The sequence below is a fragment of the Pseudomonas sp. zfem004 genome, assembly GCF_032621715.1.
Lineage (GTDB): Bacteria > Pseudomonadota > Gammaproteobacteria > Pseudomonadales > Pseudomonadaceae > Aquipseudomonas > Aquipseudomonas sichuanensis.
The window spans coordinates 39,035-63,047 of the sequence record NZ_JAVYJF010000023.1; the positions used below are offsets into that span (position 1 = coordinate 39,035).

A 24,013-nucleotide genomic window follows, 5' to 3' on the forward strand; every position below is an offset into this window, starting at 1 on the left:
ATGGCAGGAATTCTGTCAGGCATCTGCGCTGTCTGTGCGAGAAAGCCCATGAAATCGATCGAGCGCCGCGACCAACGCAATCAGCATCGCCTTGGTCATGACTTGGGCACGACCACAAGCAGGGTCTTGAGGGCGCCGGCTTGCCCTTAAGACCCTGCTCGAGCATCAGGCGTGACCAGAGGCGGAACCTGCCTTGGCCGCCTGCCAGAAACGCTTGATCTCATGAATATTACCGAAGTTGTAGCGCACCCCAGGGTAGAAGCCACCACCACTACTGCATTCGATATTCGAGTCGGTGCCTGTCTGGTGCATGATTTCGCTACCGGCGTTGTAAAGGCGGGCCTGGGCCCAAGCAGGTTTGTTCATGGTTTCATTCCTTTGTTTTATGGGTTACATCGTTATTGATGTGCTTGCCACAGTGCCTCTATTCGCTGGTAGACATGGGTCTCCTGCGAACCGAGGCCTGAGTAGATGGGTTGCAGGTTTCGATCAAAACACCACTCTTGTCGTCCTGCGCGCTGGGCCTCTGGCACGGCGATCATCAGTGCCAGCGAGGCCGAGAATTGCTCGGGGGGAAGCTGATAGTGCAGATCGTCGAAGGCACGCATGTGCAGCAGAGTACCCGGGCTCAATTGGACGACTTCCGCAGCCCCTATCAATGGGGCGGTGTGTGCGTCAACCTGCTCAGCATTGAGCACAGGGTATTTGACGGTTCGGTAACCATCGCCCTGATAACCGACCGCATACAGATCGAAGTCGTGGGTATGCGGCAAGCCATAAATAAATGTTTGCCTTTCCGCCTCTGCATCCGCTGGCAGCCATATGGTCATCCTCAGGGAGAAACGCGACGAGGCATACAAAGCAAAGCCATAGGCGTTGTAGGCTTGATCCCCGCGACTGAAGCCATGCTGCTGGATGTGCTCGTACATGCACTCCCCCAACAGGCCACGATTCTGCGCCAGTGCCTGCAGGTCCTTGCCTATCTGCAACTGATCGGTTTGCAGGTCATAGCCTTCCAGGCGCTCGATGAACGTTGCCAATTTCATGCTGGTTTCCTCGCGAGATAGTCCGACAGCATCTGTCGCAGGCCCGGGTCTGCCAGCCCATTGAGCACTTCGCAGTAATGCTCAAGGTGTTCAGGTGTAAAACGCATCAGTTGTAGAAATGCCTGCCAACGCACCGCGGGATGGTGGTGATAGAGCAACTCACCGGCTACCCGTTCGAGCCCGGGGTCGCCCATGTTTTCCAAAGCTTCGAGCAGCAACAGGTAGCGAGGCACTTCGCTATCGGCGGGGAACCAGGCAATGCGAGACAGGCTCTGGCGTTCGAATACCTGGATATCGCTTCCGGATATCGGCAGGTTGATGCTGAATACCAGATGCCCATCGGTGTCGGCGAGACAGGTATCAACGACGGTAAGCCCACCTGTCACCAGCAGCGGCGCTTGAGGCGTAACTGTCACCCTGCGCGGCGCACTCAGTTGGGTTTCGCCCTGGCTGTAAAGCTGCAGTTCATAGCTGAAGCCCGCTGGCGCAAACCAAATACTGTATCCGGACGTTGAATAAAGATGGTCGGCACGGGTGTGTACCCTCGCGATATCCAGTACCGCGCCATCCTCACGGGCATTCAGGCGCAAGCGTTCAGCAAAGTGGCTGACCGCACCGCACAACAGTGCCCTGCGTTCTGATTCAGGCTTTTCGATCACCTGTTGCTTGAATGTAAGCCACGCTTTGGTAATGAGCGCGCGCATATCGGTGCAACGAACATGCTCCAGCAGTATCTGCGGCTCTGGGTTCCCACGTAGTAGTGCGTCCATGATTCGTATCGTATTCCGTCAATCTGACTCCATGAATAGATAATCTCCGACGCACACTTGCGGAATAAGATGGAAACACCCACCCGTAAACGACAAAGGCCAGCCGAAGGTGGCCTTTGTGCACGCGAGCCCATATGTAACTTACCTCTAGGCTTTCCAGCCACTCAGCCCTGCTAGATGGACATGCCACATGAAAACCAAGGCAGTACATCCTCAATTAAATTTCCAATAAGTTCCGCCTAATTGGTTGACGCATCAATTCCGGCGCATGACAAACCTGAACTGCATGTAAATGAAGGAATCCTGAACATACCCCGCCCTACTGAAACCTGAAGCGACGTTGACCTGAACGCTTGCAGACCGACGCCCCTCTGGGCGATAAGCATGCAATGTGAGTTCTAAGGAAATACTTCCCCTTTCAATCCCTTATAAGTACTGGCTATCTTGATGGTGCATCAATTCCGATGCATAACAAACCTGAGGTCTGTATGAACGAAGAAATCCTGAACATGTCCGGCGACATTGCAAGCGACTTTGCTGCGTACCAGGCTGTACAACCAGCTAACCACGAAATGGCCGTCGCCACTGTGCTGGAGTGCGAAACGTTAGGCGGCTGCACCTCGATGCTCTGCGTAGCAGCATAACCTTGCCGTAGCCGGGCAATCAGCGTTACGCGTTGCCCGGCGCTGCTGAACCCGCAAACGTCGTCAAAGGGCACAATGTGAATAACCCTTCCCTACCGGCAATTACCCCAAACGAAGAATCGATGGCACTGTTCAGCGCCAACCTCAAGCTGCTGCACCCCGATGACAGCAACCTACAGGCCTATTTTGGCTTGAACCGTTCGCAACTGCTTGAACGCATGCGCGATGAATTGGAAATGGATGGCAATAACCGACTCAAGCCCAGGAAAATATCGTTTGAGGGAGAGCTGCAAAAGCTGTTGAACATCACGCTCCGCACTAGCCCCCCTTGTAATGCATCGCCATTCTTTTGGTTTGAACAACGCTTTTATGTGTATTTCCGGCGGACATTCATCCGCCACCCAGACCTGCTCCCCGTCATTGAACACTTGAACCTGCGGCGCGTGCTAAGCAGTATCAGGCACTACGTCATTAACACCGTGCGGCGTATTTCCGAGGCCGCATTGACCCATGCCCTGAATATTGGCATTCAACAGCATGCGCTCAGTGACCTTGCTGGGTTCTCGGCCGCGTTGAAAGACAGATCGGTCATTGCCTCCCTTGCAGCAAATTACCCTGTACTGTTCGATCTGCTGTTTCAAACGCTGCTGGACATCAACGCTTACCTGATCCGCATCGTCCAGCACTTCATGGACGACCATGAGCCACTCAATGATCGCTTTTCAGATGGCCTTGGCAAGATCGAACGTATCACGCTGGGCCTGGGTGACCCGCACGGTCATTTCCAGACGGTCTGCGAGGTCAACACCACTCACAGAACCCTGATCTACAAGCCTCGTAACAACAATGAGTCGGCTTTTTACCAGGCCACGCTGTCACTGCTATGCAACCTGACCGGCAGTGACTGGTTCCAGGCCCATGAGCCCAGGTCGCTTTTGTGCTCAGATCATTGCTGGACAGAAAAAGTCCTGCATCTGCGCTGCCAAAGCGCAACCCACTACGCCCTGTTCTATCATCGCCTCGGCGCGCAGATAGCCGTTATCCACGCCCTGAACGGCATCGACTTCCACTTTGAAAACATCATCGCCCATGGCTGCAGCCCGGTGATGATTGATCTGGAATGCCTGTTTACCGCACCGCTGGGCACAGCCATCGATACCACCACTACGCAAGCCTCCTTGAAAGACGCGCTGCAAACCGTGCGTGATTCGGTCTTCTCGAGTGGCTTCGTTCCTTTCGCCCAGCATGTCGGAAATGACGTAAGCGGGCTGACTCCACAATGCCGCTTCAGCATTCGCGTGAATACACTGGTTCACGAAAATGGCTTCTATCATCTGCGCAAGACCAGCACAGACCACGACGCCGTAGTCATGCACCAGCCCTTTGCGGCAGGCAGCGACCTGTCTGCAAGGCACTATCTTAAAGAGCTACTGGAAGGCTTCGAGTTCGCGTATGAGGCCATCAGCCAACACAAGCAGAAGTTGGCGATGCATCTGGATCGGCACGCCGACGGGCTCACCACGCGCTTGCTGATAAAGAACACCCAGCGCTACGTCGACTTTCTTGCAATGAGTTTGCACCCGCGCTTCCTGCAAAGCCGGATGGATCGCGAACTCCTGCTCGCTACGCTTTGGTCGGAAGCCAAAGGCAACCCACTGAAAGAGGCAGCATTCAGGACAGAGGTGGATGAACTCCGAAGCCTGAACATTCCGCGCTTCACGCTGCAGATCGGGGATGCATCGTTCAGGCCTTCAACAAACACGGATGCGCTTCTCACACTTGAACAAAGCCCTTTGCAAGCGTGCCGCAACAAGCTGCTTGGCTTCTCCCCAGCCAGCAGAAACCTGCAGCGTGCCGTACTGGTTAAATGCCTGGCACCTGGCGCTGTCAGCGATTGGCCGATGAACATGGCGCATAACGCAAACCAGGCATTCGCAATGCTTCCCGGGGAAGCACTGCTCGGCGCCCAAGCCATCGCCAAGCGCCTGCAACAATTGGTAATCGAGGGCGACGACGGCGGCCTGCGCTGGTTGGCATTCAAGACCAATCACACCACGCTCAAGCCCTACCTGACGGTGATGAACAACGACCTGTATTCCGGCATGGCTGGCATAGGGCTGTTCTACCTGGGGCTTTACCGCATCACGGCCAACCCTGCCTACCTGGACACAACCGATCGGATCATCCGCTCTGTCGCGCAAACACAACGTCACTTCGACAGCGACAGTAACCTCAGCGCCTTTCAGGGGCTCGGTGGCTATCTCTACCTTATCTGGCACCGCAAGATACTGGCGCCGACCGACGCCTATGACCAACAGCTGTCTGCATTGACCACGGCCCTATGCGCGCCACCTACCGAGAGCTGCGAAAGCGACCTTATAGCCGGCAGCTGCGGTACTCTCAGCCTGCTCAGCGCACTCCACAGGCATGCGCCGCAGGCGCAACTCGAACGGGCGATCAGGCTACGCGTGCAACACATCTGCGATGCACTGCAACCAACCGCAAACGGCGCACTGCAAAATCGCGACGGCTCCCCCACACTCAGCGGCCTGGCGCATGGCATTTCTGGCGCGGTGCTTGCGCTTTGCAAGGCCTATGAAGCGACACAGGACAACCAGATCATCGCTCGGGTCGAGCAGTACGTCCGCGCCGAGAACACCCTAAAGCAGAATGGCTGCTGGCTCGACCTGCGTGAATGCCGCACTTCGCAGAGCATGAGCAAATGGTGCCATGGTGATGCGGGCATATTGCTAGCCAGGCAGGCAGTGCTCTCGAGTATGGGCGAGCGGCTTTCATCCGCATTCCTGAGCGAGATACAGGCCGATATCGAATGCTGCCTCGACAATATCTACAACTACGGCCAGGGAAGCGGCTATGGCTTGTGCCATGGCGACTTCGGCAACTTGATGTGCTTGCAAGCCTTCTATCGCGCGCAGGGCGATATCGTTGCCCTGGAGAAAACGCACCCATGGCTGGGCGCAGTCACACGTGATTTTCTCGCTAACCCGGCGATTACCGAGGACAGCTACCCCGAACTGGGGTTGATGACCGGAATCTCCGGTATCGGTTACTGCCTGCTCAAACAGCTTGATCCTGCTCTGCCGGACGTACTGTCGCTGGATTTCACGGCAAGCCCGCTCGTTGCAGATGCCCACTGAAAAAACAAAGGCCACCCGAAGGTGGCCTTTGTCTGCGTGGGGGGTACTACGTGTTACTTACTTCTTGGCTTCCCAGCCAGTCAGCTCGGCCAGGGCCTTGCCGATGTCAGCCAGGGAACGCACGGTTTTCACACCAGCGTCCTGCAGTGCGGCGAACTTCTCGTCCGCAGTGCCCTTGCCGCCGGAAATGATGGCGCCAGCGTGGCCCATGCGCTTGCCCGCAGGAGCGGTCACACCAGCGATGTAGGAAACCACTGGCTTGGTCACGTGGGCCTTGATGTAGGCCGCGGCCTCTTCTTCAGCCGAACCGCCGATCTCACCGATCATGACGATCGCTTCGGTCTTCGGGTCTTCCTGGAACAGCTTCAGGATGTCGATGAAGTTGGAGCCTGGGATCGGGTCACCGCCGATGCCGACACAGGTCGACTGGCCGAAGCCGGCGTCGGTGGTCTGCTTGACAGCTTCGTAGGTCAGGGTGCCGGAACGCGACACGATACCGACCTTGCCTGGCAGGTGGATGTGGCCTGGCATGATGCCGATCTTGCACTCGCCCGGGGTGATCACACCTGGGCAGTTAGGGCCGATCAGGGTAACGCCCAGCTCGTCGCACTTGACCTTGGCGTCCAGCATGTCGAGGGTAGGGATACCCTCGGTGATGCAGACGATCAGCTTGATGCCACCGAAAGCGGCTTCCAGGATCGAGTCTTTGCAGAACGGAGCCGGAACGTAGATCACCGAAGCGTCAGCGCCGGTGGCTTCAACAGCTTCCTTGACGGTGTTGAACACCGGCAGGCCCAGGTGGGTGGTGCCACCCTTGCCCGGGGTAACGCCGCCGACCATCTTGGTGCCGTAGGCGATGGCTTGTTCGGAGTGGAAAGTACCCTGCGAGCCGGTGAAGCCCTGGCAGATGACTTTGGTGTCTTTATTGATCAGGACGCTCATTACTTGCCCTCCGCAGCTTTTACAACTTGTTGAGCAGCGTCGGTCAGGCTGGTTGCCGCAATGATGTTCAAACCGCTTTCTGCCAGTACTTTAGCGCCCAGTTCAGCGTTGTTGCCTTCGAGGCGAACGACGACCGGAACTTTAACGCCGACTTCTTTCACTGCACCGATGATGCCTTCGGCAATCATGTCGCAGCGAACGATGCCGCCGAAGATGTTGACCAGAACGGCCGCGACATTGCTGTCGGACAGAATGATCTTGAACGCTTCGGTAACGCGCTCTTTGGTGGCACCGCCGCCAACGTCGAGGAAGTTGGCTGGCTTGCCGCCGTGCAGGTTGACGATGTCCATGGTACCCATGGCCAGGCCGGCACCGTTGACCATGCAGCCGATGTTGCCTTCCAGCGCGACGTAGTTCAGCTCGAAGCTGGCTGCGTGGGCTTCACGAGGATCGTCCTGGGACGGGTCGTGGAAGGTTTTCAGCTTAGGCTGACGGTACATGGCGTTTGCGTCGATGTTGATCTTCGCATCCAGGCAGTGCAGGTCGCCGTCGGCCTTGATGACCAGCGGGTTGACTTCCAGCAGGGCCAGGTCGTGTTCTTTGAACAGCTTGGCCAGGCCTACGAAAATCTTGGCGAACTGTGCAACTTGCTTGCCTTCCAGACCCAGCTGGAATGCCAGTTCACGACCCTGGAACGGCTGAGCGCCGACCAGCGGATCGATAGTCGCCTTGATGATCTTCTCAGGAGTTTCGTGAGCGACCTTCTCGATGTCCACGCCACCTTCGGTGGAAGCCATGAACACGATGCGGCGGCTCGAGCGATCGACTACAGCGCCCAGGTACAGCTCTTTGGCGATGTCAGTGCAGGATTCGACCAGGATCTTGGTCACTGGCTGACCGTTGGCGTCGGTCTGGTAGGTCACCAGACGCTTGCCCAGCCACTGGGCAGCGAACGCCTTGGCGTCCTCTTTGCTGCGAACCAGCTTGACGCCGCCCGCTTTACCGCGACCACCCGCGTGAACCTGGGCTTTTACAACCCACTCGGAACCGCCGATCTTGTCGCAGGCTTCTGCTGCAGCTTCAGGGGTGTCGACTGCGAAACCCTTGGAAACTGGCAGGCCGTATTCAGCGAACAGCTGCTTACCCTGATACTCGTGAAGATTCATGCTTTTTACCGTCTTCGTTAGGTACTGCGCTTCGGCGCTGCGCCATTACTGGCGCCGCACCACCTGTGACCGTTGACCCCGGGTTTTCCCGTGTGATCCGGTCCGGCGGACGTTCCGCGGTGAGTCTTGCACGCAAGACCCACGACGGGCAGCCCGCCGTGGTTTCTTATAATTAACGCTTCTTACGGTTGGCGACGTGAATGGCACCGCCATTCACTGCCAGCGCTGCTTCATGCAGCGCTTCGGACAGGGTTGGATGGCTGAAGACCATCATGCCCAGATCCTCGGCACTGGTGCCGAATTCCATTGCGATCGCGCCCTGCTGAACCAGCTCGGCAGCGGACGGGCCGATCACGTGCACACCCAGTACGCGGTCGGTCTTGGCATCGGCGATGACCTTGACGAAACCACCGGTGTCGTTGGCTGCCATCGCACGGCCGCTGGCCGCGAACGGGAAGGTGCCCACGTTAACCTCAACGCCTTCGGCTTTCAACGCCTGTTCGGTCTTGCCGACCCACGCGATTTCCGGGTGGGTGTAGATAACCGACGGGATCAGGTCGTAGTTCATCTGGGCTTTGTGGCCCTTGATGCGCTCGACGACCATGATGCCCTCTTCCGAGGCCTTGTGGGCCAGCATCATGCCGCGAACCACGTCACCGATGGCGAACACGCCCGGTACGCTGGTGGCGCAGTGATCGTCGACGAAGATGTAGCCACGTTCGTCGATGGTCACGCCGCTGTCGGCGGCCAGCAGGTCGGTGGTCACAGGGCGACGGCCGACCGCGACGATCAGCTTGTCGAAGGTGATCTTCTGCTCGCCTTCGGCGTTGGTGTAGGTCACTTCGACTTCGTTGCCGTTGACTTTCGAGCCGGTGACGCGAGCGCCCAGCTTGATGTCCAGGCCTTGCTTGGTCAGGGTCTTCTGGGCTTCTTTCGACACGGCGGTGTCGGCAGCCATCAGGAAGGTGTCCAGGGCTTCCAGCACGGTGACTTCAGCACCCAGGCGAGCCCAGACCGAGCCCAGCTCCAGGCCGATTACGCCGGCACCGATAACGCCCAGGCGCTTCGGAACGGTCTGGAATTCCAGGGCGCCGGTGGAGTCGACGATGACGTTCTGGTCGACCGGAGCCGGCGGAATGTCGATCGGACGCGAGCCGGAAGCCAGGATCACGTTCTCGGCTTCGATGACTTCGGTGGTGCCGTCAGCCTTGGTGACTTCGACTTTTTTGCCAGCCAGCAGTTTGCCGTGGCCCTGGATCGAAGTAACGCCGTTGGCCTTGAACAGGGTGGCAACACCGCCGGTCAGGTTCTTGACGATGCCGGCCTTGCGGCCAACCATCGCGGCAACGTCCATCTTCACTTCGCCAGTGGAGATACCGTGGACGTTGAAGCTTTCTTTGGCTTCCTTGTACTTCCAGGAGCTGTCCAGCAGCGCCTTGGAAGGAATGCAACCTACGTTCAGGCAGGTGCCGCCCAGGGCCAGCTTGCCCTCGGCGTCGGTGTACTTCTCGATACAGGCAGTCTTCAGACCGAGTTGGGCAGCCTTGATGGCGGCAACATAGCCGCCAGGACCTGCACCAATCACCACTACGTCGAATTTCTGGGTCATAAAAGATTCCTTTTTAGCTTCAAGCGGCAAGCTGCAAGCTGCAAGACCCGCAGGCTTCTACTTGAAGCTTGCGGCTTGCGGCTTGCAGCTGCGCGATTAGATGTCCAGCAGCAGGCGAGACGGATCTTCCAGCAGGTTCTTGATGGTCACCAGGAAGGTTACCGCTTCCTTGCCGTCGATCAGGCGGTGATCGTAGGACAGCGCCAGGTACATCATCGGGCGGATTACCACCTGGCCGTTGACGGCCATCGGACGCTGGATGATGTTGTGCATGCCGAGAATGGCAGCCTGCGGCGGGTTGACGATCGGAGTCGACATCATCGAGCCGAAGGTACCACCGTTGGTGATGGTGAAGGTACCGCCGGTCATCTCTTCGATCGACAGTTTGCCGTCACGGGCTTTCTTGCCGAAGGTGGCGATGCCGTTCTCGATTTCTGCCAGGCTCATCGACTCGGCGTTACGCAGAACCGGAACCACCAGACCGCGGTCGCTGGAGACGGCAACGCCGACGTCAGCAAAGCCGTGGTAGACGATGTCGTTGCCGTCGATCGAGGCGTTGACTGCCGGGAAGCGCTTCAGCGCTTCGGTAGCGGCCTTGACGAAGAACGACATGAAGCCCAGGCGTACGCCGTTGTGGGTCTTCTCGAACAGGTCCTTGTACTTCGAACGCAGGGCCATGACTTCGGTCATGTCGACTTCGTTGAAGGTGGTCAGCATGGCCATGTTCGACTGGGCTTCGACCAGACGCTCGGCGATCTTGGCGCGCAGGCGGGTCATCGGCACGCGCTTCTCGGTGCGGTCACCAGCGGCAACCACGACAGCGGCGGCAGCGGCAGCAGGCTTGGCAGCCGGAGCGGCGGCAGGTGCCGACTTCTTGTTGGCAACGGCAGCAACCACATCTTCCTTGGTGATGCGGCCGCCTTTGCCGGTGCCGGCAACGGTAGCCAGGTCGATGCCGTTCTCTTCAGCCAGCTTGCGCGCGGCTGGAGCGGCGACCGGGTCGTCTTCGCCAGCGTCGGCGGCAGCGGCAGCCGGAGCGGCAGCCGGGGCAGCGGCGGCGGCAGGTGCAGCGGCAGCAGCGCCGCCTTCAACGATCGAACCCAGCACTTCGTCGGACAGGACGGTGTCGCCCTCGCCCTTGACGATGGCGCCCAGCACGCCGTCGGCGGTGGCCAGCACTTCCAGGACGACCTTGTCGGTCTCGATGTCGACGATCAGCTCGTCACGCTTGACGGCGTCGCCCGGCTGCTTGTGCCAGGTGGCAACGGTGCCATCGGCAACCGATTCCGGGAAGGTTGGGGCTTTGATCTCGATAGCCATTATCTGTGTTTCCTTAAATTCGGTTTCAGGTGCGCGAAGGCGTTAGACAGTGAAGGCGTCTTGCAGCAGTTTTTCCTGCTGTTCGGCGTGCTTCGAAGCGTAACCACAGGCTGGCGCGGCAGAAGCGTCGCGGCCGGCGTATTCCAGGACCAGTGCCTTGTTGTGGCGGCCCAGGATACGGCGCATGTGGTGCTGGCTGCTGTACCAGGCGCCCTGGTTCATCGGCTCTTCCTGACACCACACTGCATGCTTGAGGTTGGTGTAAGGCGCGAGGATTTCGATCAGGTCGTCCTCAGGGAACGGATACAGCTGCTCGATACGCACGATGGCGATGTCTTCGCGGCCTTCGGCACGGCGTTTTTCCAGCAGGTCGTAGTAGACCTTGCCGCTGCACAGGATCAGGCGTTCGACCTTGGCCGGATCGAGGCTGTCGATTTCCGGGATCACGGTCTGGAACGAGCCTTCTGCCAGGTCTTCCAAGGTCGAGATGGCCAGCTTGTGGCGCAGCAGCGACTTCGGCGTCAGGACGATCAGCGGCTTGCGCAGCGGACGGATGACCTGCCGGCGCAGCAGGTGGTAGATCTGTGCCGGGGTGGTCGGTACGCAGACCTGGATGTTGTGCTCGGCGCACAGCTGCAGGTAACGCTCCAGACGCGCGGAGGAGTGCTCCGGGCCCTGCCCTTCATAACCGTGTGGCAGCAGCATGGTCAGACCGCACAGGCGGCCCCACTTGTGCTCACCGCTGGTGATGAACTGGTCGATCACCACTTGCGCACCGTTGGCGAAGTCGCCGAACTGGGCTTCCCAGATCACCAGTGCGTTCGGCGTGGTGGTCGAGTAGCCGTATTCGAAGGCCAGTACTGCTTCTTCCGAGAGGAAGGAGTCGTACAGCTCGAACTTCGGCTGGCCCGGGAACAGGTTCTGCAGCGGTACGTAGGTGCTGGCGTCCTTCTGGTTGTGCAGCACCGCGTGACGGTGCGAGAAGGTGCCACGGCCGATGTCCTGGCCGGTCATGCGGATCGGGTGACCTTCGAACTGCAGGGTGGCGTAGGCCATGGTCTCTGCATAACCCCAGTTGATCGGCAAGCCACCGGCCTGCATCTTCTGACGGTCTTCGTAGATCTTCGACACCTGACGCTGGACGACGAAGCCTTCCGGCAGCTCGAGCAGCTTGGCCGACAGGTCCTGCAGGGTCTTGAGGTCGAAACGGGTGTCGTGACGCGCGGTCCAGGCATGGCCCAGGTATGGGCGCCAGTCGACGAACAGCTCGCGGTTCGGCTCCTTGACCAGGCTCTTGACCACGTGCAGGCCGTTGTCCAGGGCGTTGCGGTATTCGTCGATCTTGGCCTGAGCACGCTCGGCGTCGATACGGCCGGCGCTGATCAGCTGATCGGCATACAGCTCGCGGGTGGTGCGCTGCTTGGTGATCTGCTGGTACATCAGCGGCTGGGTGCCGTTCGGCTCGTCAGCCTCGTTGTGGCCGCGACGACGGTAGCAGACCAGGTCGATGACCACGTCACGCTTGAACTGCATGCGGTAGTCAATGGCCAGCTGGGTCACGAACAGCACGGCTTCCGGGTCATCACCGTTCACGTGCAGGATCGGCGCCTGGATCATCTTGGCGACGTCGGTGCAGTACTCGGTGGAACGCGAGTCCAGCGGGTTGCTGATGGTGAAACCAACCTGGTTGTTGATCACGATGTGCACGGTACCGCCGGTCTTGAAACCGCGGGTCTGCGACATCTGGAAGGTTTCCAGCACCACGCCTTGGCCGGCGAATGCGGCGTCACCGTGGATCGAGATCGGCAGCACCTTGTCACCGACCGTGTCATTGCGACGGTCCTGACGGGCACGCACCGAACCTTCCACCACTGGCGAGACGATTTCCAGGTGGGAAGGGTTGAACGCCATGGCCAGGTGAACTTCGCCACCCGGGGTCATCACGTTGGAGGAGAAGCCCTGGTGATACTTCACGTCACCGGAGCCCAGCTCGTTCATCTTCTTGCCTTCGAACTCGTCGAACAGCTCGCGCGGGTTCTTGCCGAAGGTGTTGACGAGCACGTTCAGGCGGCCACGGTGGGCCATGCCGATCACGACTTCCTTGGTGCCGTACGAGCCGGAACGCTGGATCATCTCGTCGAGCATCGGGATCAGGCTTTCGCCGCCTTCCAGGCCGAAGCGCTTGGTGCCTGGGTACTTGGTGCCCAGGTACTTCTCCAGGCCCTCACCGGCCGTGACGCGCTCGAGCAGGTGTGCCTGCACGTCGGCGGAGAATTCTGGACGGCCACGCACGCTTTCCAGACGCTGCTGGAACCAGCTGCGCTGCTCGGAATCGACGATGTGGGTGAACTCGGCGCCAATGGTGCGACAATATGTCTTCTGCAGCGCTTCGAAGATTTCGCGTAGGCTCGCTTCCTCTTTGCCGAAGAACAGGTCGCCGGCACGGAAGGTCGTATCAAGATCGGCATTGGTCAAGCCGTAGTGATTGATCGACAGGTCTACGGGCGCAGGACGCTGCCACAACCCCAACGGGTCGAGCTTGGCAGCCTGATGGCCGCGCATACGATAGGCCTGGATCAGTCGCAGCACTTCAACCTGCTTCTTCTCGTGTTCTGAGCTCACGCTCCCGGCGGAAACCGGTTGGGCGCGGCGCTGGTTCTTTGCCAGCAATACGAAATGGTCGCGGATTGTCGAGTGCGATACATCGGTAGCGGTGCTGCCGTCGGCGGGCAACTTCTGGAAGTAAGTGCGCCACTCTTCTGGCACAGCGTTAGGGTCGTGCAGGTAGAGCTCATAAAGCTCTTCCACATATGCAGCGTTACCACCTGAAAGGTGGGCGCTATCCCACATGCGCTGCATCACGCTTTCTTGCATGCTTGGTCACCCTCGGTTAGGGGACTGATCGGCGAGAGCCACAGCAAACCTGGAAAAGTCCGAACACAGCGACTGAACCACGCCACTTGGATCTTGCTGATTTTCCGGGTACCAGCCCGGAAAGCCCCTGCTGGTCTCATATCTTCATAGGTAATGGGCGCGGGCTTTGTGGGCCCTTGCCCGAGTTTTACCTCAGTGCGGGCTCACCACCCGCACCTCGGCTTACTGCTGGTACAACGCTTTGAATCAGGTGCCGCTTTGCAGCAGCATGTTACGTACGTGGCCGATTGCCTTGGTCGGGTTCAGACCCTTCGGGCAAACGTTCACGCAGTTCATGATCCCGCGGCAGCGGAATACGCTGAACGGGTCATCCAGGGACGCCAGGCGCTCCTGAGTCTTGGTGTCGCGGCTGTCGGCCAGGAAACGGTAGGCCTGCAGCAGTGCGGCGGGGCCCAGGAACTTGTCCGGGTTCCACCAGAACGATGGGCAGGAGGTCGAGCAGCAGGCGCACAGGATGCACTCGTAGAGACCGTCCAGCTTGTCACGCTCTTCCGGCGACTGCAGACGCTCGATGGCCGGAGCCGGGGTGTCGTTCTGCAGGAATGGCTTCACCTTCTCGTACTGCTTGTAGAAGATGCTCATATCGACCACCAGGTCACGAATGACCGGCAGGCCTGGCAGCGGACGCAGGACCAGCTTGTTGCCCTTGACCACGCCCGACAGCGGGGTGATGCAGGCCAGGCCGTTCTTGCCGTTCATGTTCATGCCATCGGAACCGCACACGCCTTCACGGCAGGAGCGACGGTACGAGAAGCCCTCGTCCTTTTCCTTGATCAGTGCCAGCACGTCCAGAACCATCAGGTCCTTGCCGCCGGTATCGACGTCGAACGACTCCATCTTGGGCGCCGAGTCGGTGTCGGGGTTGTAGCGGTAAACTTCGACTTTCAACATAGCAGCCACCCTTAGTAAGTCCGGATTTTTGGCTCGAAGGCCGGAACGGTCTTCGGCGCAAAGTTGACGCCGCGCTTGGCAACGCGCTTCTCACCCGGGTAGTACAGGGTGTGGCACAGCCAGTTTTCGTCGTCACGGTCTTCGAAGTCTTCACGGGCGTGCGCGCCGCGGGACTCTTTACGGGCTTCGGCCGCAATGGCGGTAGCTTCGGCAACTTCCAGCAGGTTCTGCAGCTCCAGCGCTTCGATACGCGCGGTGTTGAAGGCCTGGGACTTGTCGTTGATCTTGACGTTGGCGATGCGGTCACGCAGACCGGCCAACTGCTCGATACCCTTCTGCATGTATTCGCCGGTACGGAATACACCGAAGTAGTTCTGCATGCAGCTCTGCAGCTCGCGCTTCAGGCTGGCAACGTCTTCACCGGTGGTGCGCTCGTTGAGCTTGCTCAGACGGTTCAGGGCAACGTCGACGTCGGTGTCGCTGGCGTCACGGTACTCGACACCATCGCTCAGGGCTTTTTCCAGGTGCAGGCCGGCAGCACGGCCGAACACCACCAGGTCGAGCAGCGAGTTGCCGCCCAGGCGGTTGGCACCGTGAACCGATACGCACGCCACTTCGCCTACGGCGAACAGGCCTGGAATGATGTGGTCCTTGCCTTCGGCGTCCATGGTGATGGCCTGACCATGAATGTTGGTGGCAACACCACCCATCATGTAGTGGCAGGTCGGGATGACCGGCACCGGCGCGACCACTGGGTCGACGTGGGCGAAGGTCTTGGACAGCTCGCAGATACCAGGCAGGCGGCTGTGCAGCACTTCCTCACCCAGGTGGTCCAGCTTCAGCAGTACGTGGTCCTTGTTCGGGCCCACGCCGTTGCCGGCGATGATCTCTTTGACCATGGAACGGGCAACCACGTCGCGGCCAGCCAGGTCCTTCGCGTTCGGCGCGTAACGCTCCATGAAGCGCTCGCCGTGGGCGTTGATCAGGTAGCCACCTTCACCACGGCAGCCTTCGGTAACCAGTACACCGGCGCCGGCAATACCGGTCGGGTGGAACTGCCACATCTCGATGTCCTGCACCGGCACACCGGCACGCAGGGCCATGCCGATACCGTCGCCGGTGTTGATCAGGGCGTTGGTGGTGGAGGCGTAGATACGGCCCGCACCGCCAGTGGCCAGCACGGTGGCCTTGGACTTGATGTACATGGTTTCGCCGGTTTCGATGCAGATCGCGATCACACCGACGAATGCGCCGTCCTGGTTCTTCACCAGGTCTACGGCGTAGTACTCATTAAGGAAGGTGGTGCCTGCCTTCAGGTTGCCCTGGTACAGGGTGTGCAGCAGCGCGTGACCGGTACGGTCGGAAGCTGCGCAGGTACGGGCGGCCTGGCCACCCTTACCGAAGTCCTTGGACTGGCCACCGAACGGACGCTGATAGATGCGGCCGGTTTCGGTACGCGAGAACGGCAGACCCATGTGGTCCAGTTCGAAGACCGCAGCCGGGCCTTCCTGACACATGTATTCGATCGCGTCCTGGTCACCGATGTAGTCGGAGCCCTTGACGGTGTCGTACATGTGCCAGCGCCAGTCGTCGTTCGGGTCGGCCGAAGCGATGGCGCAGGTGATGCCGCCCTGGGCGGAAACGGTGTGCGAACGGGTCGGGAACACCTTGGTGACTACGGCAGTCTTGTGGCCGCCTTGAGCCAGTTGCAGCGCTGCGCGCATGCCTGCGCCGCCGCCACCGATGATGATGGCGTCGAACGAAATGGTTGGAATGTTAGCCATGAATCAGATACCCCAGAGAATCTGCACACCCCAGACGAAGTACGCGAACATCGCAACGCCGCATACAGCCTGGAACAGGAAACGGATCGCAGTCGCCGACTTGCCGAACGCCATCGACGTCAGGTAGTCGGTGGCAATGGTCCACATGCCGACCCAGGCGTGAGCGCCCAGAGCGACGAGTGCCAGCAGACTGAAGATGCGCATCGCGTTGTTGGTGAACAGACCGTGCCACTGGGCATAGTCGATCCCTGGGTGAACGGCGAGGTAGCCGATCAGGAAGATGAAATAAGCCGCGAGAACGACCGCCGAGACGCGCTGCGCCATCCAGTCGTAGAGGCCCGAACGCGAGAGGTTCGTGACGTTAGTTACCATACCCAAACTCCTGCCAGAACGATCAGCACCACGGAGATGACGATCACGATTTTCGAGCCCAGCTTGCCGCCTTCCAGCGTCTCACCGACACCCATGTCCATGATCAGGTGGCGCACACCTGCGACGAGGTGGTACAGCAGGCCGGACAGCAGGCCCCAGGTCACCAGTTTGGCCAGCGGACTGGTCAGACACGCCTTCACCTCGGCAAAGCCTTCCTCGGAACCCAGCGAATTGCCCAATGCGTACAGCATGATGGCAATGCCGAGGAACAGGATGACGCCGGAAATACGGTGAAGAATGGACGTGTATGCGGTGATCGGGAGTTTGATGGTCCTTAGGTCTAGGTTTACAGGTCGTTGGCTTTTCACGGCTTTTTTCACACTGAAGAGCCCCTAGCGAACAGGGCAAAGTTGTTGGTAAGTGTACTGGTCAGGTACCCACCACCCAGGAGAGCACGACACCCAGCAGGGCAGGCTTGAAAGCCTCTGGGAGTCGGCTGCCGAGTATAGACAGTTAGGCTGCTTATGACAACGCAAGGGACTCGCCCGAATAGCGCATTGCCTTTAGTGAACAAAAGGCGTAAACGGGCGAGAATTTCGTGAAAAATCAGGCCTCAGAGGGCGTTTCAACCAGCCTTTAGGCAAATTGACATTCGAATTTATCCCTCTATAGTGGTGCGGGCCCTGCGTGGGGGGTCTGTCTGATGATTTCAAGCATTAATAGGAGGCCACATGGCTGACAAAAAAGCGCAGTTGGTCATCGAGGGCAATGCCCCCGTCGAGCTGCCCATTTTAACCGGCACCGTTGGTCCTGATGTTATCGACGTCCGCGGGTTGGGGGCATCCGGCCACTTCACCTTCGACCCCGGCTTCATGGCGACCGCTTCGTGCGAGTCGAAGATCACCTACATCGATGGTGACAAGGGCGTGCTGCTGCACCGCGGCTACCCGATCGAGCAACTGGCCGAACAATCGGACTACCTCGAAACCTGCTACCTGCTGCTCAACGGCGAACTGCCGAATGCCGAGCAGAAGGCCCAGTTCGTCAGCACCGTCAAGAACCACACCATGGTTCACGAACAGCTGAAGTCGTTCTTCAACGGCTTCCGTCGCGACGCCCACCCGATGGCGGTGATGTGCGGCGTGGTCGGCGCCCTGTCGGCGTTCTATCACGACTCGCTGGACATCAATAACCCGCAACACCGCGAAATCTCCGCGGTGCGCCTGGTCGCCAAGATGCCGACCCTGGCCGCGATGGTTTACAAGTACTCCATGGGCCAGCCCATGATGTACCCGCGCAACGACCTGTCGTACGCGGAAAACTTCCTGCACATGATGTTCAACACGCCGTGCGAGATCAAACCGATCAGCCCGACGCTGGCCAAGGCCATGGACCGGATCTTCATCCTCCACGCCGACCACGAGCAGAACGCTTCCACCTCCACCGTGCGCCTGGCAGGCTCCTCGGGTGCCAACCCGTTCGCCTGTATCGCTGCCGGCATCGCCGCACTGTGGGGCCCGGCCCACGGCGGTGCGAACGAAGCCGTACTGACCATGCTCGATGAAATTGGCGATGTCTCGAACATCGACAAGTACATCGCCAAGGCCAAGGACAAGAACGATCCGTTCAAGCTCATGGGCTTCGGTCACCGCGTGTACAAGAACCGCGACCCGCGCGCCACCGTGATGAAGAAGACCTGCGACGAAGTCCTCAGCGAACTCGGCATCAAGAACGATCCGCAACTCGAACTGGCCATGCGCCTGGAAGAGATTGCCCTGACCGATCCGTACTTCGTCGAGCGCTCGCTGTACCCGAACGTGGACTTCTACTCGGGCATCATCCTCAAGGCCATCGGCATCCCGACCAGCATGTTCACCGTGATCTTCGCCCTGGCACGTACCGTGGGCTGGATCTCGCACTGGAAGGAAATGCTCTCCAGCCCGTACAAGATTGGCCGCCCGCGCCAGCTGTACACCGGCTACGAGAAGCGCGACATCGTCGAGCTGAAGGACCGCAAGTAAGCCTTCCGAGCCGAACGCAAAAAAGGCCGCCCCTCGGGGCGGCCTTTTTCGTTGCGATCCAGCAGTACACAGGTGACCGCTGACAGCTCAGGGCTTCTCGGCCTTTTCGCGCAGCCCTTTGAGGGTATTGAACGGCGCATCCACCACGAACTTGTTGGCCAGCCACGACGGCACGCTGCCACCTGGCTCGGTGTGCACCTGGTAGGTCACTTCGGTACTGTCACCTTTGGGCACCAGCTTCCAGAAACCTTGCACCTGGGCAACACGCACATAGCCGCTTTCTTCCGGCAGGTACTTGGGCTGCTCTTCGAGGGTGCGAGTCAAGCTGCCGTCGCTCCCCTGGACCGTGGTGATATGCAATACCGAGTCACGCGGAGTCACCGGCCACGGCGTATTGAACTGGGTGTAGGTCCAGCTCTGGTCACCTTCATGCTTGAGCAGTTTCTGCGACTTGCACTCATGCACCCAGGCACAGGCCCCGGCCACGTCCTCCTGCAGCGCCCTGACCTTGGCCAGCGGTGCCTTGATCAGCGTTACACCACGGTAAGCCTTGTACTTTGAGCCCGGCACTTCGCTCAGCGACACCTTGATGCCGTCCTCGTCCTTGGCCACCTGCCAGCTTTCAGCCCAGGCTGCCGGCGCCAACAGCACACTCAGGCCACACAACACAGCAACACGCTTGAACGATCTCATTATCTTGTTCCTTGTTGTAGAAGATCCGCACAGTCACGCCGCCGTCATTTGCTCCAGCCAACCAATGATGCGAATGGCTTCGTCACGATCACTGCCGCAGACATCCACCTCTGCCTTGAAGCCACCACACACCTTCGGCCGTTCGGGCTTGCCGAACAGGGCACAAAGGTTGTCGGCGGACAGGTGCAGGCAGCGCTCGCCAGCCGGCTTGCCTTGCGGCATGCCCGGGATGGCTGAACTGATGGACGGGGCGATGCAGCAGGCACCGCAGCCCTCACGGCATTTCATGACAACAGGACTCCCAGGAGCAAAGCGGGACGAACATCCCTGGATACTAACCGCTCAAACATACGTTTGAAATTGCCGAGCCGATGAAATCAGCAGTGACCCGGCAGTCAGTTGCGGAATTCGAATTCGATGGCCGCGCCCTCTACATCGCGACGGCTGTCGTTGCGCAGCTGCAGCTGCATTTCATTGCTGATCAGCCGACCATTGAGCTGGAACGGGCTGTCATCGGTGACCGGTTTTCCGCTGAACATGGAAGGCAGCAATGGCTTGCGGGGCGACGGCGCATCGCCAATGTCCGGCTTGAGGTGCTTGACCATGTCGGTCGGCAGACTGAGGTCAAGCTTCGCGGCGGGCACAGGTTGACTGGCCACCTTGCTCACGCCCTTGCTGCGAGTGACAGACTTCTGCTTGGGCTTGGGCTTGACCGCCAGCTTGGCTGGCGCTTTGGCAGCAGGTTTCGCCGCCACCTTGCTCACCGGCTTGGCAGCCTTGCCCTGCTGTACCTGCTCCTTGGCCGGCGGTTGCGCGGCGTACACCAAGCCCCCCGAATACCAGGGTAAGGATAGGGACAGAATCAGTGCCAGAAGGCGAAGCGCGTTCATGAATACCGGGAGCAGGCTGGGAAAACGCGTATGCTCCCTGTTCCCCGCTCTTCTGACAAGCCTACATGAGCGAACCAGCCGACTCCCGGCACAGTTGCTGAGCCAGCAAGCCCAGAGTCATTACCGCCCGCTCGGCTTCCTTGTTCCATGGAATACCGCAGTTGAGGCGGATGCAGTGGTTGAATTGCTCGGTATTGCTGAAGATCAGCCCCGGCGCAATGCTGATGCCCTGCTCCAGCGCGCGCACGTGCAACTCTTGCGTATTGACCCGCCCAGGCAGGCTGACCCACAGAATAAAACCGCCTGTCGGCCGAGTCATCTGCGTGCCCTCCGGGAAATGCTGCTGCACTGCCAACTGGTAGGCACTGAGGTTCTTGCGATACTCCTGACGGATGTAACGCAGGTGGCGGTCGTAGCCGCCATTTTCCAGGTAGGCCGCCACCCCCATCTGCGTCACGCTGCAGGCCGAGTGAGTGGTGAAGGTCTGCAGGCGCTGGATCTCGTCCTGATAACGGCCGGCGATCATCCAGCCGACCCGAACCCCGGGCGACAGCGTCTTTGAGAAGCTCGAACAGTAGATCACCCGATCGAGGCGATCGAAGGCTTTGAGCGCCTTGGTCCGCCCCTGCTCGAACATCAGCTCGCCATAGATATCATCCTCGACGATCTGAATATCGAAGTCCGAGGCCAGGCGCAGCAGTTGCTTCTGCCGCTCTTCGGGGATGGTGCCACCCAACGGGTTGCTCAAGCGCGCAGTCAGCACCAATGCCTTGATCGCCCACTGATTGGCAGCCAGCTGCAACGCTTCAAGGCTGATACCGGTGGAGGGATCGCTGGGAATCTCGATCACCTTCAACCCCAGCAAATCGGCCAGCTGCAGCAAACCATAGTAAGTTGGCGACTCTGCGGCGATCAGGTCACCCGGGCGCGTCAGCACCCGCAACGACATCTGCAACGCATCGACACAACCATGGGTCACCACCACTTCGCGCGGGTCAACCAGCACGCCGGCATCACGCATGCGAATGGCAATCTGCCTGCGCAGCGGTTCGAAGCCAGGGCTGAACATGTAGCTGAAGGCACGCGGGCTGTGGAAGCGGGTCACCTTGGCGATCTGCTGGTGCAGGGCACGCACCGGCAGGTAATCGACATGGGGCACCGCCGCACCGAAGGGGAACACGCCGTCGCGCCGCGCTTCGGTCAAGACCTGCTGGATGATGCTGGCGCGAGTAACCAGCCCGGGGCGTTCGACCCGGGCGATATCCGGCGTCAGCGCAGTAAGGGCCGGCGTCTGGTGCACATAGTAGCCCGACTGCGGCCGCGCACGAATGAGACCCTGGTCCTCGAGATTGGCATACGCCTGCAGCACGGTGGCATGACTGACGTTGAGCTGGGCGCTCATCTTGCGCACCGAAGGCACCCGCTCACCAGGCTGATAGACACCACGGCGGATGTCATCGGCCAGTTGCTGGGCGATGCGCTGGTACAACAGCAGGTTGGTCATGGCGTGTTCTCGAAGCGCGGACGGGATCGTTGTTCTTGTGCGACTCACAGCTGAGCCAGAATACCGTAACAGTTGCAAAGTGTACTGGGACAGATCGCAGGATAGTCAACAATACAGTTGCGTGACAGCTACAAGATGAACAACAACAGCCGCGCGTCGACGAACGCAGGGAATACAGGGCCGCATCGCGACCCTGTGGGAGCTGGCTCAGCGCGCTGGAGCGAGCTTGCCCTTGTCATCGGAGAAAACGATCTCGACCCGGCGATTTTGCGCCCTGCCCCGCTCCGAGGCGTTGGCCTCGACCGGATACTGGTCGCCATAACCCTCGACTTCGATTCGCTTCTCGTCGATACCCAGGTCAACCAGCATGTCGGCCACCGACTGAGCACGATCGCGCGACAGCTTGAGGTTGTCCTCGGGTGTGCCGGTGCTGTCGGTGTAGCCCTCGATCCGCACCACACGGCGCGGGTTGAGCTGGAGGAACTGCACCAGCTTGAGCACGGTGCGGCTGGCCGAGCTCTTGAGCTCTGCCTGGCCGGTGTCGAACAGCACATCGCCCAGGGTCATCACCAGGCCTCGGTCGGTCTGCTCAGAGGCCAACGCAGCAATCTGCGCCTCGACGAACTTGCCCTGCTGCTGAACGCTGGCCAGCTTGGCCTCACGCAAGGCCAACTGCAGGCGCTGGCGCTCGAGATCAAGCTTGGTCAAGCGCTCCTGATTCGTGGCCAGCTTGGCGTGCTCGGTAGCGATCTGACTGTAACGCTGGCTCAGATAGGCGTAATGACGCACATCGCTGCCAGTACCGATATAGCCGGCCAGGCGCTCTGCCCGACCCAGCGACTCACCGGCGCGGATCACGTCACGCGGCGCACTGCGCAGTACAGCTGAGTCATCCTTGACCTTCTGGAACGCAACGGTGGCGTCATCCAGCGCCGATTCGCTGCGCTGGCTGGCACACCCCTGCAACCCGACCAGTGCCAGCAAGGTCAGCGCGGCCATTGGCTTGAGGCGGCTCATGGCTGCACCTCCAGCTGCTTGCGCAGGCGCTTGACCCGCGCCTGCAACAGCTGCAACTGCTCTTCGCTTTTTTGCGTCAGCACGAGGGCCTCGGCCAGGCGTGCATCAAGCTCGGCCTGCTCGGCACGCATGCGCGCATCACGGTAGCTTTCGCTGGCCATATTGGCCTTGGCACGGGCCAGCTTGTCTTCGGCCAGCTTGAACTCCGGCACCTGCTCGGTGGCGCCGACCGCCTTGGCCTGCTGCAGCGCCTGTTCGGTGAGGCGCAGTTGTTCATGGGGCACCGGATCACTGGCACACCCGGCCAGGCCAAACACGGCCAAGGCAAGAATCAGGGGTTGGCTTCTCACACACTCTTCCTACTGTTTAGGGGCGTCCAGCGGCGCCTGCATCTGCGCTTTCCAGCGCTCGACATTGCGCTGCAATACCGCCTCACTCGCCCCGGAGATCGGCAATTCTGTCAGCTTTTTCGCCAGTTGTCCGCGCAACCAGCTGTCGTTGCACGCGGAGTTGTGCGACACCGCCAGGTACAGGCCAGGCCGGTCCACTGGCAGGCCGCGGGCGATCAGGTCGTTGCCCACCCCCAGACTCTGGGCCATGGCCATGCCGGCGTAGCGCCCTGCAAGCACATAGTCGACCTGGCCAAGCACCAGCTTCTGGAACGCCTGGGTCAGGTTCTGCGCGGGCACCAGCTTGAGCTGGGCCTTGGTAAAGGCTTCGAAGGCCGGGGTCAGGCGCGCCTTCTCCGACACGCCGCCCTGGTAACGGGCAAGGTCTGCCGGGCCGTTGAACTCCAGCACCGCGTCGTGCCGGGTCCACACCAGGTATTCGTTAAGCTGCAAAGGGGGATGAATGTAATCCAGCGCAGTGAGCTGGGTAACCTGCATGGGCGTGTCGAGCAGCAGGTCCATGCGCCCGCTGCGCACTTCCTCAAGTGCCTGCTCGCGCTTGCCGGCGTACAGTACTTCGACCTTTACGCCCAACTCCCCCGCCACTTGACGCAACAGGTCGACATTGGCGCCGATCAGGTGCTTGGGGTCGCTTGGGTCCTGCCAGGAGTAAGGCGGCGCATCCGGGCTACCGGTGACCACCAGGCGTTCACACTTGCCGGCTGCCAGCAGCGGTGCCGACAGCAGCACCAGCACACCGGCCAAGATCCCTTTGCTTGCGCGAAACGCCATGCCACCTCTCCCACAACCTTGAAATCAAAAAAAGCCCGACCCCCATGAGGGGCCGGGCTTCTTTATAGGTG

The 24,013-nt window shown here is 60.0% G+C and carries 22 protein-coding genes; 3 read left to right on the forward strand and 19 right to left on the reverse strand.

Going from position 1 to position 24,013, the window contains the following annotated elements; translation table 11 throughout:
- Positions 1-165 precede the first annotated feature (165 nt).
- Genes RTH46_RS21490 through RTH46_RS21500 form a run of 3 tightly spaced genes read right to left on the reverse strand, consistent with a single transcriptional unit; the run spans position 166 to position 1,816 of the window.
- Positions 166-366: a hypothetical protein gene (locus RTH46_RS21490; protein ID WP_153786599.1), complete on the reverse strand. Its 201-nt coding sequence runs from the start codon at positions 364-366 to the stop codon at positions 166-168.
- Between the two features lie 32 nt (positions 367-398).
- Positions 399-1,046 carry a transposase gene (locus RTH46_RS21495; protein ID WP_153786598.1) on the reverse strand — a complete coding sequence of 216 codons (648 nt, stop codon included), beginning with the start codon at positions 1,044-1,046 and terminating at the stop codon, positions 399-401.
- The gene (locus RTH46_RS21500) at positions 1,043-1,816 is read right to left on the reverse strand and encodes a hypothetical protein (protein ID WP_316906570.1); all 774 of its coding nucleotides are present in this window, start codon (positions 1,814-1,816) and stop codon (positions 1,043-1,045) included. The genes RTH46_RS21495 and RTH46_RS21500 overlap by 4 nt, the downstream gene beginning before the upstream one ends.
- Positions 1,817-2,304: 488 nt before the next feature.
- On the opposite strand from RTH46_RS21500, the gene RTH46_RS21505 reads away from it, so the two are divergent.
- On the forward strand, positions 2,305-2,460 hold the full coding sequence (locus RTH46_RS21505) for a hypothetical protein (RefSeq protein WP_178125802.1): 156 nt from the start codon (positions 2,305-2,307) through the stop codon (positions 2,458-2,460).
- Positions 2,461-2,582: 122 nt separating this feature from the next.
- Positions 2,583-5,618: a type 2 lanthipeptide synthetase LanM gene (lanM, locus tag RTH46_RS21510; RefSeq protein WP_316906571.1), complete on the forward strand. Its 3,036-nt coding sequence runs from the start codon at positions 2,583-2,585 to the stop codon at positions 5,616-5,618.
- A 57-nt stretch (positions 5,619-5,675) separates the two neighbouring features.
- Here the strand turns inward: lanM and sucD are convergent, their stop codons facing one another.
- The 9 genes from sucD to sdhC all read right to left on the reverse strand — a co-directional run bounded on the left by sucD (position 5,676) and on the right by sdhC (position 17,016).
- The gene (gene sucD / locus RTH46_RS21515) at positions 5,676-6,560 is read right to left on the reverse strand and encodes a succinate--CoA ligase subunit alpha (RefSeq protein ID WP_003254203.1); all 885 of its coding nucleotides are present in this window, start codon (positions 6,558-6,560) and stop codon (positions 5,676-5,678) included.
- On the reverse strand, positions 6,560-7,726 hold the full coding sequence (gene sucC / locus RTH46_RS21520) for an ADP-forming succinate--CoA ligase subunit beta (protein ID WP_008091914.1): 1,167 nt from the start codon (positions 7,724-7,726) through the stop codon (positions 6,560-6,562). The genes sucD and sucC overlap by 1 nt, the downstream gene beginning before the upstream one ends.
- A 172-nt stretch (positions 7,727-7,898) precedes the next feature.
- Entirely contained in the window at positions 7,899-9,335 is a 1,437-nt protein-coding gene (gene lpdA, locus RTH46_RS21525; protein ID WP_012273351.1) for a dihydrolipoyl dehydrogenase, read from the reverse strand.
- A 96-nt stretch (positions 9,336-9,431) separates the two neighbouring features.
- Complete coding sequence (gene odhB, locus RTH46_RS21530) at positions 9,432-10,655, reverse strand: 2-oxoglutarate dehydrogenase complex dihydrolipoyllysine-residue succinyltransferase (protein ID WP_153786595.1); 1,224 nt, start codon at positions 10,653-10,655, stop codon at positions 9,432-9,434.
- A gap of 42 nt (positions 10,656-10,697) precedes the next feature.
- Entirely contained in the window at positions 10,698-13,529 is a 2,832-nt protein-coding gene (locus tag RTH46_RS21535) for a 2-oxoglutarate dehydrogenase E1 component (protein ID WP_153786594.1), read from the reverse strand.
- 246 nt (positions 13,530-13,775) lie between these two features.
- Positions 13,776-14,480, reverse strand: a complete 705-nt coding sequence (locus RTH46_RS21540; protein WP_008091906.1) for a succinate dehydrogenase iron-sulfur subunit — start codon at positions 14,478-14,480, stop codon at positions 13,776-13,778.
- Between the two features lie 11 nt (positions 14,481-14,491).
- Positions 14,492-16,264: a succinate dehydrogenase flavoprotein subunit gene (gene sdhA, locus RTH46_RS21545; RefSeq protein WP_110993992.1), complete on the reverse strand. Its 1,773-nt coding sequence runs from the start codon at positions 16,262-16,264 to the stop codon at positions 14,492-14,494.
- 3 nt (positions 16,265-16,267) lie between these two features.
- A complete protein-coding gene (sdhD, locus tag RTH46_RS21550) occupies positions 16,268-16,636 on the reverse strand; it encodes a succinate dehydrogenase, hydrophobic membrane anchor protein (RefSeq protein WP_316906572.1) in 369 nt (122 codons plus the stop codon).
- The gene (sdhC, locus tag RTH46_RS21555) at positions 16,630-17,016 is read right to left on the reverse strand and encodes a succinate dehydrogenase, cytochrome b556 subunit (protein ID WP_110993994.1); all 387 of its coding nucleotides are present in this window, start codon (positions 17,014-17,016) and stop codon (positions 16,630-16,632) included. The genes sdhD and sdhC overlap by 7 nt, the downstream gene beginning before the upstream one ends.
- A 351-nt stretch (positions 17,017-17,367) precedes the next feature.
- Here sdhC and gltA point away from each other — a divergent pair, with 351 nt between their 5' ends.
- Positions 17,368-18,657 (forward strand): citrate synthase, encoded by a 1,290-nt coding sequence (gene gltA, locus RTH46_RS21560; protein ID WP_110993995.1) that lies wholly within the window; start codon positions 17,368-17,370, stop codon positions 18,655-18,657.
- A gap of 87 nt (positions 18,658-18,744) precedes the next feature.
- Here the strand turns inward: gltA and RTH46_RS21565 are convergent, their stop codons facing one another.
- The 7 genes from RTH46_RS21565 to RTH46_RS21595 form a co-directional block, all read right to left on the reverse strand.
- Positions 18,745-19,350, reverse strand: a complete 606-nt coding sequence (locus tag RTH46_RS21565) for an START domain-containing protein (protein ID WP_316906573.1) — start codon at positions 19,348-19,350, stop codon at positions 18,745-18,747.
- Between the two features lie 33 nt (positions 19,351-19,383).
- Positions 19,384-19,638: a YkgJ family cysteine cluster protein gene (locus RTH46_RS21570; RefSeq protein WP_153786592.1), complete on the reverse strand. Its 255-nt coding sequence runs from the start codon at positions 19,636-19,638 to the stop codon at positions 19,384-19,386.
- Positions 19,639-19,745: 107 nt separating this feature from the next.
- Positions 19,746-20,240: a hypothetical protein gene (locus tag RTH46_RS21575; protein WP_316906574.1), complete on the reverse strand. Its 495-nt coding sequence runs from the start codon at positions 20,238-20,240 to the stop codon at positions 19,746-19,748.
- 61 nt (positions 20,241-20,301) lie between these two features.
- On the reverse strand, positions 20,302-21,744 hold the full coding sequence (locus RTH46_RS21580; protein ID WP_153786590.1) for a PLP-dependent aminotransferase family protein: 1,443 nt from the start codon (positions 21,742-21,744) through the stop codon (positions 20,302-20,304).
- Between the two features lie 207 nt (positions 21,745-21,951).
- On the reverse strand, positions 21,952-22,761 hold the full coding sequence (locus RTH46_RS21585; RefSeq protein WP_153786589.1) for an OmpA family protein: 810 nt from the start codon (positions 22,759-22,761) through the stop codon (positions 21,952-21,954).
- Positions 22,758-23,111: a DUF4398 domain-containing protein gene (locus tag RTH46_RS21590; RefSeq protein ID WP_316906575.1), complete on the reverse strand. Its 354-nt coding sequence runs from the start codon at positions 23,109-23,111 to the stop codon at positions 22,758-22,760. The genes RTH46_RS21585 and RTH46_RS21590 overlap by 4 nt, the downstream gene beginning before the upstream one ends.
- Before the next feature lie 9 nt (positions 23,112-23,120).
- Positions 23,121-23,942 (reverse strand): substrate-binding periplasmic protein, encoded by an 822-nt coding sequence (locus RTH46_RS21595; RefSeq protein WP_316906576.1) that lies wholly within the window; start codon positions 23,940-23,942, stop codon positions 23,121-23,123.
- Positions 23,943-24,013 lie beyond the last annotated feature (71 nt).

Coding starts and splice junctions, on each gene's coding strand:
- RTH46_RS21490 (WP_153786599.1), bottom strand. CDS start 366: ATGAACAAACCTGCTTGGGCCCAGGCCCGCCTTTACAACGCCGGTAGC.
- RTH46_RS21580 (WP_153786590.1), bottom strand. CDS start 21,744: ATGACCAACCTGCTGTTGTACCAGCGCATCGCCCAGCAACTGGCCGAT.
- RTH46_RS21585 (WP_153786589.1), bottom strand. CDS start 22,761: ATGAGCCGCCTCAAGCCAATGGCCGCGCTGACCTTGCTGGCACTGGTC.
- RTH46_RS21575 (WP_316906574.1), bottom strand. CDS start 20,240: ATGAACGCGCTTCGCCTTCTGGCACTGATTCTGTCCCTATCCTTACCC.
- sucC (WP_008091914.1), bottom strand. CDS start 7,726: ATGAATCTTCACGAGTATCAGGGTAAGCAGCTGTTCGCTGAATACGGC.
- RTH46_RS21540 (WP_008091906.1), bottom strand. CDS start 14,480: ATGTTGAAAGTCGAAGTTTACCGCTACAACCCCGACACCGACTCGGCG.
- sdhD (WP_316906572.1), bottom strand. CDS start 16,636: ATGGTAACTAACGTCACGAACCTCTCGCGTTCGGGCCTCTACGACTGG.
- RTH46_RS21595 (WP_316906576.1), bottom strand. CDS start 23,942: ATGGCGTTTCGCGCAAGCAAAGGGATCTTGGCCGGTGTGCTGGTGCTG.
- RTH46_RS21500 (WP_316906570.1), bottom strand. CDS start 1,816: ATGGACGCACTACTACGTGGGAACCCAGAGCCGCAGATACTGCTGGAG.
- sdhA (WP_110993992.1), bottom strand. CDS start 16,264: ATGGCTAACATTCCAACCATTTCGTTCGACGCCATCATCATCGGTGGC.
- RTH46_RS21505 (WP_178125802.1), top strand. CDS start 2,305: ATGAACGAAGAAATCCTGAACATGTCCGGCGACATTGCAAGCGACTTT.
- sucD (WP_003254203.1), bottom strand. CDS start 6,560: ATGAGCGTCCTGATCAATAAAGACACCAAAGTCATCTGCCAGGGCTTC.
- lanM (WP_316906571.1), top strand. CDS start 2,583: ATGGCACTGTTCAGCGCCAACCTCAAGCTGCTGCACCCCGATGACAGC.
- RTH46_RS21535 (WP_153786594.1), bottom strand. CDS start 13,529: ATGCAAGAAAGCGTGATGCAGCGCATGTGGGATAGCGCCCACCTTTCA.
- RTH46_RS21495 (WP_153786598.1), bottom strand. CDS start 1,046: ATGAAATTGGCAACGTTCATCGAGCGCCTGGAAGGCTATGACCTGCAA.
- RTH46_RS21570 (WP_153786592.1), bottom strand. CDS start 19,638: ATGAAATGCCGTGAGGGCTGCGGTGCCTGCTGCATCGCCCCGTCCATC.
- gltA (WP_110993995.1), top strand. CDS start 17,368: ATGGCTGACAAAAAAGCGCAGTTGGTCATCGAGGGCAATGCCCCCGTC.
- lpdA (WP_012273351.1), bottom strand. CDS start 9,335: ATGACCCAGAAATTCGACGTAGTGGTGATTGGTGCAGGTCCTGGCGGC.
- odhB (WP_153786595.1), bottom strand. CDS start 10,655: ATGGCTATCGAGATCAAAGCCCCAACCTTCCCGGAATCGGTTGCCGAT.
- RTH46_RS21565 (WP_316906573.1), bottom strand. CDS start 19,350: ATGAGATCGTTCAAGCGTGTTGCTGTGTTGTGTGGCCTGAGTGTGCTG.